Source organism: Streptomyces sp. NPDC051578 (genome assembly GCF_044454045.1).
Lineage (GTDB): Bacteria > Actinomycetota > Actinomycetes > Streptomycetales > Streptomycetaceae > Streptomyces.
Genome location: NZ_JBITDH010000001.1, coordinates 1,724,068 through 1,737,525, shown reverse-complemented (window position 1 = coordinate 1,737,525; position 13,458 = coordinate 1,724,068). Strand labels below are relative to the sequence as shown.

The 13,458-nt window shown below is 72.9% G+C and carries 16 protein-coding genes and 1 pseudogene; 11 read left to right on the top strand and 6 right to left on the bottom strand.

Annotation, left to right across the window (positions count from 1 at the left end; all coding sequences use genetic code 11):
• Positions 1–84 precede the first annotated feature (84 nt).
• Positions 85–348, bottom strand: a complete 264-nt coding sequence (locus ACIA6C_RS07750; RefSeq protein ID WP_399273610.1) for a type II toxin-antitoxin system RelE/ParE family toxin — start codon at positions 346–348, stop codon at positions 85–87.
• The gene (locus ACIA6C_RS07745) at positions 341–610 is read right to left on the bottom strand and encodes a type II toxin-antitoxin system Phd/YefM family antitoxin (protein ID WP_399273608.1); all 270 of its coding nucleotides are present in this window, start codon (positions 608–610) and stop codon (positions 341–343) included. Before ACIA6C_RS07745 ends, ACIA6C_RS07750 begins: the two co-directional genes overlap by 8 nt.
• 121 nt (positions 611–731) lie before the next feature.
• Here ACIA6C_RS07745 and ACIA6C_RS07740 point away from each other — a divergent pair.
• The 3 genes and pseudogenes from ACIA6C_RS07740 to ACIA6C_RS07730 form a co-directional block, all read left to right on the top strand.
• Positions 732–902, top strand: a pseudogene (locus ACIA6C_RS07740) (type II toxin-antitoxin system Phd/YefM family antitoxin); the annotation flags it as partial.
• A complete protein-coding gene (locus ACIA6C_RS07735) occupies positions 899–1,153 on the top strand; it encodes a Txe/YoeB family addiction module toxin (RefSeq protein WP_399273606.1) in 255 nt (84 codons plus the stop codon). The pseudogene ACIA6C_RS07740 and the gene ACIA6C_RS07735, both read left to right, overlap by 4 nt.
• 52 nt (positions 1,154–1,205) lie before the next feature.
• The gene (locus ACIA6C_RS07730) at positions 1,206–1,901 is read left to right on the top strand and encodes a hypothetical protein (protein WP_399273604.1); all 696 of its coding nucleotides are present in this window, start codon (positions 1,206–1,208) and stop codon (positions 1,899–1,901) included.
• A gap of 45 nt (positions 1,902–1,946) precedes the next feature.
• On the opposite strand, the gene ACIA6C_RS07725 is transcribed toward ACIA6C_RS07730, so the two are convergent.
• Entirely contained in the window at positions 1,947–2,981 is a 1,035-nt protein-coding gene (locus tag ACIA6C_RS07725; RefSeq protein ID WP_399273602.1) for an SMP-30/gluconolactonase/LRE family protein, read from the bottom strand.
• Positions 2,982–3,075: 94 nt separating this feature from the next.
• On the opposite strand from ACIA6C_RS07725, the gene ACIA6C_RS07720 reads away from it, so the two are divergent.
• The 4 genes from ACIA6C_RS07720 to ACIA6C_RS07705 all read left to right on the top strand — a co-directional run bounded on the left by ACIA6C_RS07720 (position 3,076) and on the right by ACIA6C_RS07705 (position 7,056).
• Positions 3,076–3,513, top strand: coding sequence for a MarR family winged helix-turn-helix transcriptional regulator (locus ACIA6C_RS07720; RefSeq protein WP_399273600.1), 438 nt, complete (start codon positions 3,076–3,078; stop codon positions 3,511–3,513).
• Positions 3,514–3,657: 144 nt separating this feature from the next.
• Entirely contained in the window at positions 3,658–4,815 is a 1,158-nt protein-coding gene (locus tag ACIA6C_RS07715) for an alpha/beta hydrolase (protein WP_399273599.1), read from the top strand.
• Positions 4,816–5,074: 259 nt separating this feature from the next.
• Positions 5,075–6,262, top strand: a complete 1,188-nt coding sequence (locus ACIA6C_RS07710; RefSeq protein ID WP_399273597.1) for an alpha/beta hydrolase — start codon at positions 5,075–5,077, stop codon at positions 6,260–6,262.
• An 8-nt stretch (positions 6,263–6,270) separates the two neighbouring features.
• Positions 6,271–7,056, top strand: a complete 786-nt coding sequence (locus ACIA6C_RS07705; protein ID WP_361129155.1) for a trypsin-like peptidase domain-containing protein — start codon at positions 6,271–6,273, stop codon at positions 7,054–7,056.
• Between the two features lie 8 nt (positions 7,057–7,064).
• Here the strand turns inward: ACIA6C_RS07705 and ACIA6C_RS07700 are convergent, their stop codons facing one another.
• From ACIA6C_RS07700 to ACIA6C_RS07690, 3 genes are all read right to left on the bottom strand, one after another.
• The gene (locus ACIA6C_RS07700; RefSeq protein WP_399273595.1) at positions 7,065–7,958 is read right to left on the bottom strand and encodes an EamA family transporter; all 894 of its coding nucleotides are present in this window, start codon (positions 7,956–7,958) and stop codon (positions 7,065–7,067) included.
• A gap of 30 nt (positions 7,959–7,988) precedes the next feature.
• A complete protein-coding gene (locus ACIA6C_RS07695; protein ID WP_399273593.1) occupies positions 7,989–8,798 on the bottom strand; it encodes an isocitrate lyase/phosphoenolpyruvate mutase family protein in 810 nt (269 codons plus the stop codon).
• 236 nt (positions 8,799–9,034) lie between these two features.
• Positions 9,035–10,153 carry a pyridoxal-phosphate dependent enzyme gene (locus ACIA6C_RS07690; protein WP_399273591.1) on the bottom strand — a complete coding sequence of 373 codons (1,119 nt, stop codon included), beginning with the start codon at positions 10,151–10,153 and terminating at the stop codon, positions 9,035–9,037.
• A 116-nt stretch (positions 10,154–10,269) separates the two neighbouring features.
• Here ACIA6C_RS07690 and ACIA6C_RS07685 point away from each other — a divergent pair, with 116 nt between their 5' ends.
• The 4 genes from ACIA6C_RS07685 to ACIA6C_RS07670 all read left to right on the top strand — a co-directional run bounded on the left by ACIA6C_RS07685 (position 10,270) and on the right by ACIA6C_RS07670 (position 13,265).
• Positions 10,270–11,439 (top strand): DUF4190 domain-containing protein, encoded by a 1,170-nt coding sequence (locus tag ACIA6C_RS07685; protein ID WP_399273589.1) that lies wholly within the window; start codon positions 10,270–10,272, stop codon positions 11,437–11,439.
• A gap of 141 nt (positions 11,440–11,580) precedes the next feature.
• On the top strand, positions 11,581–12,333 hold the full coding sequence (locus tag ACIA6C_RS07680; protein WP_361129140.1) for a GntR family transcriptional regulator: 753 nt from the start codon (positions 11,581–11,583) through the stop codon (positions 12,331–12,333).
• Positions 12,334–12,570: 237 nt separating this feature from the next.
• Positions 12,571–12,765 (top strand): SPOR domain-containing protein, encoded by a 195-nt coding sequence (locus ACIA6C_RS07675; RefSeq protein ID WP_361129137.1) that lies wholly within the window; start codon positions 12,571–12,573, stop codon positions 12,763–12,765.
• Between the two features lie 95 nt (positions 12,766–12,860).
• Entirely contained in the window at positions 12,861–13,265 is a 405-nt protein-coding gene (locus ACIA6C_RS07670; RefSeq protein WP_366081299.1) for a (deoxy)nucleoside triphosphate pyrophosphohydrolase, read from the top strand.
• Positions 13,266–13,458 lie beyond the last annotated feature (193 nt).

The following is a 13,458-nucleotide window of genomic DNA, read 5'->3' as shown; positions in this document are numbered from 1 at the left end:
GGGGTCGGACGCTGTCGAGTCCGACCCCTTCGCCGTCACCGTGCCGGATGGGTGCTGGATGTTCTGACGCAGGGTCAGCGGCAATCAGGTCTCGTAAACGGTAGACCTGTGTCCCGCATGGATGGCCCACACCACGAGCTCTCCGTTGTCGATCGTGTAGACGACCCGGTAGTCGCCGACTCGCAGCCGGCGGCGTTCCGGCTGTGACACGAGCGCGGTGGTGTTGAACCCGAGGGGATCGCTCTCCAGCTCGGTCAGCTTGGCCAGGATGCGCAGCGCCATGTCGCGAGGGATCTTCCGAAGCTCGGCCTGCGCCTCCGGTCGGAAGACGGTCCGGTACTCACTCACCGCGCGCCAGCGTCTCCCTCATGATGTCCTCGATCGGGATGCCCAGCGCCGGGTTGGCCATGCGCTCGTCGATGATCCGGTTGATCTCGCGCTCTTCCCACTCCTGGTACTCGCGCAGCACCTCGATGGAGACGACGGCGGCGACTTCCTTGCCCCGACGCGTGATGACCGTGGGTACGTCGTCGCGGTCCGCACGCTCCACGACTTCCGCCAGATGGGCGCGCACGTCGCGGATGGACTCTACGGGCAGCGGCTGCGTCATGCGCTCAAGCGCACCGAGTGTGCCATGTGTACACAACCTTGGTAGGGCCCGCCTCCTCGGAGACGGGCCCTGGGCTTTTTCCCATGCCGGGATGGTGCTGGGGTAGCCGACAGTCCGTCAGGTCTCAGCCGAGGACTATGCGGCGCTGTGCGAGGGCTCGTACCTGCTGCGCTCGCCGGCGAACGCTCGCCGGTTGCTCAAGGCGTACGAGAACGCCCTGGCCCGCGTCAAAGTGTCGGAGCGGGAGCTGATCGATCCGGATTCGGCAGACGCGGGTGCGGGTGCCGCGTGAGGCTTGTCTTTGCGGATCAGGGCTGGGAGGACTACACGTCCTGGCTCAAGAACGACCGCAAGATGCCCGCCCGGATCAACCAGCTCATCGAGGACGTCAGGCGCGACCCGTTCACGGGTATCGGCAAGCCTGAGCCGTTGAAGTACCACTTGCCCGGGGCGTGGTCGCGGCGGATCGACGACGAGCACCGCCTCGTTTACCCGGTGACGGACAAGGAGATCATCATCTTCGCGGCCCGGTACCGCTACTGACCGCCCGTGCCGGCGGAGTCGGTTGCCGCACCTCGACGCAGGAGGACAGCAAGTGACCAGCCATGACTCCTTCGCGGACGGCGGGATCCGGGACCCCTTCGACACGGTGCGGCGCGCACTGTGGATCGGCGGCGGGCAGTGGGCCGGAAAGTCGACCGTGGCCCGGCTCCTGGCCGTCCGATACGGCGTCACCGCGTATCACTACGACTACCACGACGCGCGCGGTCACAACGATCGCCGGATCGCCCGTCGCGTCGCCCTCGGTGAGCCCGCCACCGAACCCGACCCCGACGCGGTGTGGGTCCACTCCTCCCCGGAAGAGATGGCAGCCGAGACCCTGGCCGGCTTCCCGGGCCGGTTCGAGTGGGCCCTGGACGACCTGCGCGCGCTCGTCTCGGGCCACCCGATCATCGCCGAGGGGTGGGGACTGCGGCCCGAGCTGGTCGCACCCGTCATCGACTCACCGCGTCGGATGGTCGTCATGGTGCCCACGCCGGAGTTCCGGCGGCACCAGGTCCGCGAACTGCCCCGAGCTGCCTCGCTCGGGCACCGCGTCAGCGATCCGGTCCGGGCCCAGGCCAACCGCCTCGCCCGGGACCGCCTCGTCGCGGAGGACGCCGTCCGCGCTGCCCGCCGGCTCGGCATCCGCGTGATCGAGGTCGACGGTTCCCGCGGTGCCGCCGCGGTCGCGGAGCTCGTCGCCGACCACTTCGGCCCCTACCTCCCGCCAGAGCACCGCGAGGCTTGATCACCACGAGCGGTCGGGCGCGCCGCCTCGCGCCGGCACGGCAGGTCAGAGGCCGCGGATCGAGGCCACCGTGAACGTGGTGGGGGTGCCGGTCGAGGGGGTCATGGGGCCGTCCTTGTCGAACTGGGAGCGGACGACCAGGGTGCGGCCCGCGGTGTGGGTGAGGGTGGTCGGGATCTGGAGGGCGGGGTCCGTCAGGGTGCGGGTGAGGCGGGCCGCCGTGCCGGCCGGGGTGAGCTGCCAGCGGGTCAGGGTGTTGGTGACGTTGTGGGCCACGCGCAGGACGCCGCCGGGGGAGAGCTGGAGGCCGTCCCCGTGCTTGAGGTCGCCGCCGTGCAGGGTCACGCGGGACAGGGCGCCCGTGAGGAGGTCGATGCGGTGGAGGTCTCCGGCGGTCATGTCGACGGTCAGCAGGAATCGGCCCGCCGGGTCGGCGACGATGCCGTTCAGCGAGGTACTGCCCGCCGACGACGGGTCGATCCGGCCGCTCAGGTCGTACGCCACCTCCAGGGGGCCGGACCCGGCGGCCAGCCGTGCCGGGGTGACCCGGTAGACCACCGCGCGGAGGCTGTCGGTGAGGTAGGCCGTGCCGTCCGGGGTGAGCGCGAGGTCGTTGACGAACGACGGGGCGCCGGCCGGGGTCTCGAAGTGGGCGAGGCGGGTCCCGGTACGGGTGTCGTACACCGCGACGCCCTTGGTGGAGTCGGTGACCCACAGGCGGCCGCGGGCGTCGACGGAGAGGCCGTTCGCGGTGTGGCGCCCGTCGGTCCCGGCCGGGAGGAAGACCTCGGCCGTGCCCTGGCCGGGGCGGGCGCGGTAGACGGTGCCGTCCGCGTACGAGCCGACGTAGACCGTGCCCGTACGGGGGTCGGAGGTTATGCCCTCGGGGTAGACCTTGGCGCCGGGCAGGACGAAGGCGGTGGAGAGCCGGGAAGCGGGGGCCGCGTCGGCCGGGGCGGCGTCGGCCGGGGCAGCGGCAGCAGGGGCAGCGTCGGCAGGGGCCGCGCCCAGGGCGAGGACCGTGGTGAGGGCGGCGGCGAGGGGTGCGGCCTTGGAGATGAACCGTGCGGAGAAGCGCATCTGCGCGTGTCCTCTTCTGTGTGCACTCGACTGATCGTGTGGGAACGAATCTAAGTTAGAGCTCTAATGAGTGCAAGGGGCCTAGGATGTGGGGATGACGTCCATGCCCGCCCAGGAGCGCATCGGCTCGCACATCAAGCGCGCCGAGCAGGCGCTCCTCGCGGCGAAGAACACGGCGTGCAAGCCCGCCGCAGTAACGGTTCCGCAGTACGCCGCCCTGCTCTGGCTCGCGGAGAAGCCGGGCATCTCCGCCGCCGCGCTCTCGCGCCTGTGCGGGGTGACGCCGCCGACGATGAACACCGTGCTGAAGAACCTCCAGGAACGCGGGTTCATCGAGCGGACGCCGCACGAGTGGCACGGCAACGTGCTGGAGACCCGGCTCACCGAGCAGGGCCGGACCGCGATGGAGCTGGCGGACGCCGGCGCGGTGCGGGTGGAGCGGGTGTTGGCGGCCGAGTTCAGCGGTGAGGAGCGGGAGCGGCTCATCGAGCTGCTGGGGCGGTGCGCACAGGTCCTCGACGCCTTGAAGTGAGGCGCCCCCCGAGGGGCGGCCGGCGGCTGCGGTTCCCCGGTTTTTGATCGTGCCGCAACCCCCGGCAGGATGCGTACATCAGCACGAGGTGAGCCCGGGTCGGCCCGGGCCTGCCCACCCCGTTCGGCGTTCGGAGCGAAGACCGTGCCCCAGTACCCCCAGAGCCCGCGGTCCCTGGACGCGGCCGCCGAGGCCCCCGCGCCCGAGCGGTCCCGTCGCGCGGTGTGGATCAGCGCCGGCCTCGCCTTCGCCCTGGTCCTCGGGGGCGGCGGCTTCGCCGCCTGGAAGTTCGAGTGGTTCTCCGGCAACGGGCGGGCCGTCACCTTCGGCAGGACCGCCCCGTCCGCAGGGAACGGCGACGGCAAGGCGCGGCAGAGCCCGCAGCCGCAGGCCCCGCAGGCCCCGCAGGCCCCGTCGGCCCCGGCGGTGCCCACCGGCGACCCGGACGTGCTCATGGAGGCCGGCCCGCGGTCGGGCTTCAAGCAGACCGCCAAGCTGGACGACGGGACGGTCATCGCCAAGACGCGCCTCGCGGGCGCCAAGTCCGGGTTCGAGGGCGACGTCTGGGTCTGGACGCCCAAGGAGTACAGCGACCCGAAGTACGCCAAGAGCGCCTTCCCGGTCCTGATCTCGCTGCCCGGCGGCAACGGCTTCCCCACCAACTACTGGTCCGACCGCAGCCTCGGCCTCCAGAAGGCGATCGAGGAGGGGGTGGCCGCCGGCACCAGCCTGCCGTTCATCCTGATCATGCCGGTGCTCAACCCGGACAACAAGTACTACTACGACGGCTCGGACATCCCCGGTCAGCCGAAGATGGGCACCTGGCTCGCCGAGGACGTCCCGGACTTCACCCGCGCCAACTTCCGCACGTACAAGTCCCGCGACGGCTGGGCCTTCATGGGCTCCTCCTCGGGCGGTTTCGTGGGCATGAAGCAGGTCCTCCAGCACCCGGACCGGTTCAAGGCCGTGATCGCCAGCGGCGGGGAGATAGTTCCCGACTCCCCGCTCTGGAAGGGCCACCAGGCGGAGATGGACGAGAACAACCCGGAGAAGCTCGCCAAGAAGCTGATCGACAGCAACGGACCGGACGTCTACATCAACTTCCAGGTCGGCACGAAGGAGACCGGCAAGGACCGGATGCTGCGCTTCCAGCGCGAGTTCGGCACGGGCCCGGTCAAGACGACCATCCACGACATCCAGAACGGCGAACACAACGGCTGGCATTACGTCAGGGGGATGAAGGAAAGCTCCCTGGAGTGGATCAGCAAGGTGCTCAAGGGCCCCGAGCCCGCGGCGGGCTAGTCGGCCGGTCGGACTCCGCTCCACCACCCGCTGCCAGCGCAAATGGCCGCCGTGCCGCTCCCGGGGGGCGGTCTCGCGGCCCGGCGCCGGCACCCGGGGCCCGCACGCGGGCGTCCGTCCCCCGCGTGGCTCTCACCACGTCGCAACCGTCCCAGGCAACCCATAGCGTCGTTCACACCTCTGTAAGGGGTGTAAGGGGGACCTATCGGTCCGACCCGCGCTCGCGACGGGCGCCGGAGAGGGAACGGGACAAGAATCCGTGCAGCAAGACCAGCAAGGCGACGCCGGCCCGACGACCGCCGGCCCGACGACCATCGGTGCGGCCACCAGCGGAACGGTCACGAGCGGTGCGGCCACGAGCGGAACGGTCACGAGCGGCCCGACGACCACCGGTGCGGCCCCGAGCGGGATCGCCCGTCGGCGCCGCCGGCTGATCCTCCTGGGCGGCGGCCTGGCCCTCGCCCTCGTCGCGGGGGGCGGCGTGGCGGCGTACGAGACCGGCTTCTTCTCCGGCGTGGGCGAACCGGTCGCCTTCGGCAAGACCCAGGAGACCGCCGCGGCCGTCGTGGACATGCCCAAGGGGGTCCGCATGCCCACCGGCCCGAAGGCCGCGTTCGTACGCGCCGCCCGGCTGCCCGACGGCACCCAGATCGCCAAGACCACCCTGACCGGCGCGAAGTCCGGCTTCACGGGCGACGTGTGGGTGTGGGTGCCGAAGGAGTACGACGAGCCGAGGTACGCCAAGAGCGCCTTCCCGGTCCTGATCTCGCTGCCCGGCGGCCGCGGCTACCCCACCAACTACTGGGGCACCGGCCCGGGCCTCGGCCTCCAGAAGGCCGTCGCCGACGGGGCGAAGGCCGGCACCAGCCTGCCGTTCATCCTGGTCATGCCGGTGATCAACGCCGACACCAAGCACCACTACGACGGCTCCGACATCCCCGGCCAGCCCAAGATGGGCACCTGGATGGCCGATGACGTCCCGGACTTCACCAAGGCCAATTTCCGCACCTTCACCTCCCGCGACGGGTGGGCCTTCATGGGCTCCTCCTCGGGCGGCTTCGGCGCCTTCAAGCACGTCCTCAAGTACCCCGACCGCTTCAAGGCCGCCATCGCGAGCGGCGTGGACATCGTGCCCGACTCCCCGCTCTGGAAGGGCCACCAGGCGGAGATGGACGAGAACAACCCCGAGAAGCTCGCCCAGGAGCTGATCGAGGCGGGCGGCCCGGACGTCTACGTCAACTTTCAGATCGGCACCAAGGAGAGCGGCCGCGACCTCGTCGAGAAGTTCATGCGGCAGTACGGGAAGGGCCCCGTGCACACCCGGCTCCAGGTGATCCAGGATGGCGAGCACAATGGCAAGTCGTACGTGCGCGGCATGCGGGAGGGTTCCTTGGAGTGGATCAGCAAGGTGATGCTTGCGCCGACCCCCGACCCCTACGTGCCGTGAGCCCGGCGGTGAAGGGACGCGCCGTCGTCGCCGCGCTGGCCGCCGCCGGGCTCGCGGCGGTGTTCGGCGTCGCGTTCGTCGAGGCGACGGGCGACCGGGCGGTGCTCCCCTTCCCCGCCGTCGGGGTCCTGATGGCCAACGGGGAGCACTGGTGCACGGCCAGCGTCGTCGACAGCCCCAAGGGCAACGTCGTCGCCACCGCCGCGCACTGCGTGGCCCCCGCCGGCGAGGACGGACAGCCGGGCGAGGTCGCGCACGACGGCCTGGCCATCGGTGAGCTCGCCTTCGCCCCCGCCTTCTACGGCGCGGGCCGGGGCACCCAGCCCCTCGGGCTGTGGAAGGTGCGGTCCGTCCACGTCGACGACCGCTGGACGAAATGGGGCGACGAGACCGCCGACTTCGCCTTCCTCACCGTCGAGCCCGACGAGGACGGCCGCAGCGTCCAGGACCGGGTCGGCCGCGCCGAGGCGCCGAAGCCCGACTGGACCTCCGGGTACGAACGGGAGGTCACCGTCGTCGGCTACCCGGAGCCCGACCGCAACCCGCAGAACAAGCCGGTCTCCTGCACGACGCAGACCCGCCACGACGAGGACGACCCCGCCATGCTGTACATCAGCTGCTCGGGCTTCTGGACGGGCACCAGCGGCAGTCCCTGGATCGCGGACCGGGGCGGTCCCGGCCGCCCGGGCCGCCTGATCGGGGTGCTCAGCGGCGGCGACACGGACGTGGACTCCACGGCCGCGCTGTACGACGAACGGGCGAAGGCCCTGTACGACCGGGCGGCGCGCGGCTGACCCGCGCCTCAGCCGCGTTCGGTGCTCACGATCAGGCCCACCCCCGCCACCACGATCGCCCCGCCGGTCACGATCGGCCAGGTCAGCGGCTCGTCCAGGATCAGCGAGCCCAGCGCGACGGCGACGACCGGATTGACGTAGGCGTACGTGGCCACCAGCGACAGCGGCGCCGAGCCGAGCAGCCACACGTACGAGGTGAAGGCGACGAGCGAGCCGAAGACCACGAGGTAGCCGAGTGCCAGCCACGAGGCGGTGGAGAACTCCGACGGGCTCAGGGCGTGCTGCTCACCCCTGGCGAGACCGGTGAGGACGCCGCCGGTCCCGCCCGCGAGCATCTGGTACGCGCTGCCCGCGAACGGATTGGCGGGCAGCGCAAGCTTGGAGGAGGAGAACGAGCCGAGCGCCCACAGCACCGAGGCGGTCAGCACCAGCAGCACCCCCGCCGGACGGACCTCCCCTCCGAACGCGGGGCTGGTCAGCACCGCCAGGCCGGCCAGCCCCAGCAGCACCCCGGCCACGGTGCGGACCGGCGGCCGGTCCCCGGTGGCGGCCCGCAGCACCACGAGCCACACCGGCACGGCGGCGATCAGCAGGGCGGCGAGGCCGGAGGGGACCCAGGTCTCACCGAGCACGACCAGGCCGTTGCCGCCGAGGACCAGCAGGAGCCCCACCAGCACCGCCGAACCGAGCTGCGCACGGGTGACGCGCAGCGCGGACGGGCCGAAGCGCCAGACGACGATGCCGGTCAGCAGGAGCCCGGCCGTGATGAACCGGGCCCCGGCCGAGAGGAACGGCGGCATCGTCTGCACGACGACGCGGATGGCGAGGTAGGTCGACCCCCACAGGACGTACACGAGGGTGAGGGCGATCCAGACCGAGCCGGAGATCTTCGATGTGCGCACGTCGCGAGCCTACGGTGCTGCGCCCGGGGTTCAGCCCTTGAGCAGGGCGTTCAGCTCGCCGTACGGGAGGGAGCCGGAGAGCGTGTCGTAGGTGCCGGCGGCGAGCAGTTCCTCGGTGGCGCGGCGGACGACGGCGTACGCGGCCTCGGCCACGCCGGACCCGAGGCTGACGCGGGCCGCGCCGAGGGCGCCCAGCTCGGCGACGGTCGGGGCGCCGGGGCCGACGAGGACGTTGAGCGGGGCGTCGATGCCCTTGGCGAGTTCGGCGATGGTGGCGGGGTCGGTGACGCCCGGGACGAAGATGCCGGAGGCGCCGGCGCGGAGGTAGGCGGCGGCGCGGGTGAGGGTCTCGTCGAGGCGGGTGTGCGGTTCGCCGAGGCCGAAGAGGTACGTGTCCACGCGGGCGTTGATGAAGAGCGGGATCCCGGCGGCTTCGGCGGCGGCGCGGGCGGCGGCGATGCGGTCGGCGTGGTCGGCGGGGGCGCGGTTGCCGTCCTCGATGTTGATCCCGACCGCGCCGGCGGCCAGGACGCCGGTGACGGTCTCGCCGATGCCGGCGGGGTCGGCGGCGAAGCCGCCCTCGATGTCGGCGGTGACGGGCACGGAGACGGCGGCGGCCACGCGGGCGATGAGGTCGAGCGCGCGGTCGCGGGCGAGGGCGTCGCCGTCGGGCGCGCCGAGGGACCAGGCGACGCCGGCGCTGGTGGTGGCCACGGCCGCGGCCCCGGCGGCCTCGACGATGCGGGCGCTGGCGACGTCCCAGGCGTTGGCGAGGGCCAGCGGGGCGGCGGGGGTGTGGAGAGCGGCGAACGCGGTGGCGGTGGCGGTGGTGGCTGTCATGGGGCCAGTCCACCAGAGGGCGGGCGGCGGGGGCTGGCCATTTTCGGACGGAGTCGTCGGGGTGCCGCCCGGGGTGCCGCGCCGCCGCCCGGGGCGGCACCCCGGGCCGCCCCGGGCTCCGGGGGAGGCAGCCGGGCGGCTCCGGCGGGGAGTGCCCCGCCTCGCTCTGCCCCGGCGACGGCTGGAGGTGCCCCAGCGGACCCGAGTCGGGCACGCGGGGCCGGGCCGGCCGCGCCTCAGGCGGAGGCGGGCGGCTCGGCCGGACCGGAGGTGGCTGCCCCGCAGAGGGGGAGGACCGCCGTGCGGGACCGGAGGGGGCCGGCGGGGGAGGAGACCGCCGCCCAGCAGGCGGCCGCCGTGGGTTCGACCGAGAGGCCTCGCCGGGCGAGGTCGGCGCGGGCCGCGCGGAGCCGGTCGTCCGGCACCGTCACGATGGCGCCGCCCGACTCGCGGACCGCCGCCAGGATCTGCCGGGCCCGCGGCGGGGCCGGGATCGCGATGCCCTCCGCCAGGGTCGGCCGCTGCGCCACGGGTTCCGCCTCCTGCGCGCCCGCCGCGAACGCCGCCGCCAGCGGGGCCACGGCCTCGGCCTGCACCCCGATCAGCGCCGGCGGCCGCACCCCGCGCCGCGACAGCTCCGCCACCGCCAGCGCCGCGCCCAGCAGCAGCGTGCCGTTGCCCACCGGAACCACCAGCACCTCGGGGAGCCGCCCCCCGAGCTGCTCCCAGACCTCGTACACGTACGTCTTCGTCCCGTGCAGGAAGTACGGGTTGAAGACATGGCTCGCGTAGAAGACTCCCGGCTCGTCGGCGGCTTCCCGCGCCGCCCGCGCCGCGGCCTCGCGCCCGCCCGGCACGACCCGGACGGCCGCGCCGTGCGCCCGCATCCTCTCGGTCTTCTTCTGCGAGGTGCCCTCCGGCACGAAGACCTCACACCTCAGCCCGGCGCGCGCGCAGTACGCGGCGAACGCCGTGCCCGCGTTGCCGCTGCTGTCCGCGACCACCCGCTGCGGACCGAGCCTGCGGGCCAGTTCCACCAGCATCACCGCGCCCCGGTCCTTGAAGGACAGCGTCGGCATCAGGAAGTCGAGCTTCGCCTGGATCCGGTCCGTCAGCGGCACCAGCGGGGTGTGCCCCTCGCCGAGCGAGACGGGGATCTGCCCCGACAGCGGCAGCGCGGGCCCGTACCGCCACAACGACCACGGACCGGCCGCCGGTTCCAAAGGTGCGGCCGGGTCCGGCGTGAAGTCGAGGTCCCAGGGGCCGCCGCACGCCGGGCAGCACCAGCGCGCGCTCTCCACGTCCGCCCGTGTTCCGTCCAAGGGGCATACGTAGCCCGGCAGTTCAGGGGTCATGTGAGGATGCTACGTGTCGGCGGCCGCCCCACCGCCGACCGCGGTCGCCCGGCCTCGTACGATGCGCGCATTCGTTCGCACCCCGCGCGCCCTTGTGTATGGAGCACCCGCACCCCGTGACCACTCCGCCCCCGCCGTTCCCGCCCACCGGTCCGGGTCACCACTGGCCCCCGCCGTCCCCGCCGTCGGTGTGGGGCTCGCCCGCGGCGGCCCCGCTGCCGCCCGCCCTCAACGGCTTCGCGGCCGCCTCGCTGCCGGTCGGCCTGCTCTGCCTGCCGCCGCTGGGCGTGGTCCTCGCCGTCGTCGCGCTGGTGCAGATCGCGCGCAAGGGCGACCGCGGCAGGGCGTTGGCCGTGGTGGGCCTGGTGGTGTCCCTGGTGATGAGCGCGGCTCTGGTGTACGCCACGGGCCGCTACGCCGACCCCTTCTTCCGGCGCCTGGGCTCGGCGAGTGCCCGCGCGCACGTCGAGGGCCGGCTGACGGACATGGACGCGCTGCGGGCCGGCGACTGTTTCAACGTCCCCGGCGGAGACCTGCTCGCCGAGCGCACCGTCGCGTACCGGACGGCCTGCGCGGGCGTGCACCACGCGGAGGTGACGTCCTCGGGCCCCCTGCAGGACGGCTCGTTCCCCGGTGCGGAGCGGCTCAAGGAGCAGGCCACGGCCGCGTGCTGGAAGGCGCAGGACGCGTACGCCATGGACAGCTGGGCGGTGCCCGACTATGCCGAGATGTACTACTTCGCCCCTTCGCGCGAGGCGTGGCGGCTCGGCGACCGGCGGCTGGTGTGCGTCATCGGCACCTCGTCCCAGGAGCACCGGGGCAGCCTGCGCATGGACGAGAGGGTCCTGAGGCCGGACCAGGTGACGTTCCTGCGGGCGATGAACGCGGCCGACCAGGCGATGGGGCGCGAGCCCGAGGAAGACGTCGACGGCGCCTTCGCGCAGTACCGGAGCTGGGCGCGGGAGGTCGAGGCGGCGCTGGGCGAGGAGGCGCGGATGCTCGGTGCCGTCCCGTCGGCGCGCCCGGAGGCGGCCGCCGCGGCCGCGGTGCGGCTCCGGGAGGTCGAGGCGGCGCGCAAGGAGTGGCGGCGGGCGGGGGCGGCGACGACCCCGGACCAGTTCCAGGAGGCGTGGGACCGGGCGGTCGAGGTGATGACGATCGACTCGGAGAAGGCGTTGCGCGGGGCATACGGGCTCTCGACGGAGGTTCCGCAGTGGCTGCGGCCGGGCCCGGGCGGTCCGGGTGGCGGCGGTCCCGCGAGGGGTCCGTCGTCCGAGCGGGTGTGACAGCGCGCCGGTGCGTAACGCACGGTAATGGGTTTGAGTGACCAGGCTTCATCACTTCGGGTGAAACTCTGGCCCTTGGTTGCGGCGCACAACCATCGGTTGCCAGGCTGTAGCTGTCTGTCAACCTGATGGGAGTGGCCAGTGACTTTCGGTGAGCAGCCGGCCTATCTGCGCGTCGCCGGGGATCTGCGACAGAAGATCGTCGATGGGTCCCTGCCCCCGCACGCCCGGCTCCCCTCGCAGGCCCGTATCCGCGAGGAGTACGGGGTGTCCGACACCGTCGCGCTGGAGGCCCGCAAGGTGCTGATGGCGGAGGGGCTCGTGGAGGGCCGCTCCGGCTCCGGGACGTACGTGCGCGAACAGCCGGTGCCGCGCCGGGTCGCCCGCTCCGGCTACCGGACCGGCGGCCCGTCCACTCCGTTCCGCCAGGAGCAGGCGGACGCGGGGGCCCGCGGCACGTGGGAATCGAGCAGCGAACAGGCGGACGCCCCGCCGGAGATCGCCAAGCGGCTGGGCGTCGCGCCGGGGGACAGGGTCATGCGGACGCGGTACGTCTTCCGCGATGCGGGGGAGGCGATGATGCTCTCCACCTCCTGGGAGCCGCTGGCCGTGACCGGCCGGACCCCGGTGATGCTGCCCGAGGAGGGCCCGCTGGCCGGGTCCGGGGTGGTGGAGCGGATGGCCGCGATCGACGTGGTCGTGGACAACGTGGTGGAGGAGGTCGGGGCGCGGCCGGGCCTCGCGGAGGAGATCGCCCTGCTGGGCGGCGTCCCGGGGCACGTGGTCCTGGTGGTGGGCCGCACCTACTACGCCTCCGGGCTGGCCGTCGAGACCGCCGACGTGGTGGTCCCTGCGGACCGCTACCGGCTGGCCTACCACCTGCCCGTGCGGTAGCCCGCGGCCCGGCTCGCGCTCCGCGCGCGACACCGCCGGGTGGTGCGCCGTGTGACTCCGCGGTACTGGACGTGCGCCGGTGCACGCGCGGTGTGTTCGTACGCGTGGCCGGATGCGTACGCCCGCCAGGTGCCTCTTCGTGAAAAACCGTATCCGCTCAGTAAAGGTCGGGCGTAAGCTCCGGCATATGCGCAGTGCGGTTTCCCGGGCAGGCACATCGGCGGAGGGTGAAACGCGATGAACGACAGCGGTGCCCTGCTCTCATGGCTGGTCATACGTCAGGACGACAACGGCAACCGCTACCGGGTGGGCCGGTACGCCTCCGAGGCCGAGGCCCAGAAGGTGGCCGACAGCCTCGAAGACCGAGGACACAAGCAGCTCTACTGGGTCGAGCGGGTCGGTCAGGACACCCCGACCGCCACGACGAACTGAGTGGCGAACTGAGCGGCGGACCGAACGAGGAACGGGCGGGAACCGGTGGCGAACCGGGTGCCGGCCATGTCGGCGCCCTGACATAGGCTCCGCCCATGACTGTACGCGTGGTCGTGGGCGGAGCCCTCTGTCATGACGGGCGCCTGCTGGCGGCCCGGCGCAGTGCGCCCCCCGAGGTGGCCGGCCGGTGGGAACTCCCGGGCGGGAAGGCCGAACCGGGCGAGACGGTCCCCGAGGCGCTGGTGCGCGAACTGCGCGAGGAGCTCGGCGTGGAGACCGAGGCGCTGGAGCGGATCCCGGGAGAGTGGCCGGTCAGGCCCGGCCTGGTCCTGCACGTGTGGACGGCCCGGCTGCTGTCCGGGGTCCCGGAGCCGCTGGAGGACCACGACGAACTGCGCTGGCTAGGCCCGGACGAGCTGGACTCGGTGGACTGGCTCGACCAGGACCGCCCGGCCGTCGCGGAAGCCGGCCGCCGCCTGTCCCTCCGCGGGCGCGACTGAGGGCACTTCGGGGGCTTCCCTTCGCCGAGGGGCGCACGGCGGCTCACGCTGTAGGCCGTCTGCGCCACAGTGCGCCGGTGGGTGGAGGAACGGGTGGTACGACGCCTCGGATATCGGGTATGTCGCTATTAATCCCTATCTCGTCTCCGAAACGTCCCTGCTGAACCCGACTGGGGTCGCCGCGGCCCGGGAA

What these genes read in the sequence shown, in the direction of transcription:
- ACIA6C_RS07725 (WP_399273602.1), bottom strand. Translation starts at nt 2,981, where the DNA reads ATGCGCTTCTCCGCACGGTTCATCTCCAAGGCCGCACCCCTCGCCGCC.
- ACIA6C_RS07675 (WP_361129137.1), top strand. Translation starts at nt 12,571, where the DNA reads ATGAACGACAGCGGTGCCCTGCTCTCATGGCTGGTCATACGTCAGGAC.
- ACIA6C_RS07720 (WP_399273600.1), top strand. Translation starts at nt 3,076, where the DNA reads ATGACGTCCATGCCCGCCCAGGAGCGCATCGGCTCGCACATCAAGCGC.
- ACIA6C_RS07745 (WP_399273608.1), bottom strand. Translation starts at nt 610, where the DNA reads ATGACGCAGCCGCTGCCCGTAGAGTCCATCCGCGACGTGCGCGCCCAT.
- ACIA6C_RS07670 (WP_366081299.1), top strand. Translation starts at nt 12,861, where the DNA reads ATGACTGTACGCGTGGTCGTGGGCGGAGCCCTCTGTCATGACGGGCGC.
- ACIA6C_RS07690 (WP_399273591.1), bottom strand. Translation starts at nt 10,153, where the DNA reads ATGACCCCTGAACTGCCGGGCTACGTATGCCCCTTGGACGGAACACGG.
- ACIA6C_RS07695 (WP_399273593.1), bottom strand. Translation starts at nt 8,798, where the DNA reads ATGACAGCCACCACCGCCACCGCCACCGCGTTCGCCGCTCTCCACACC.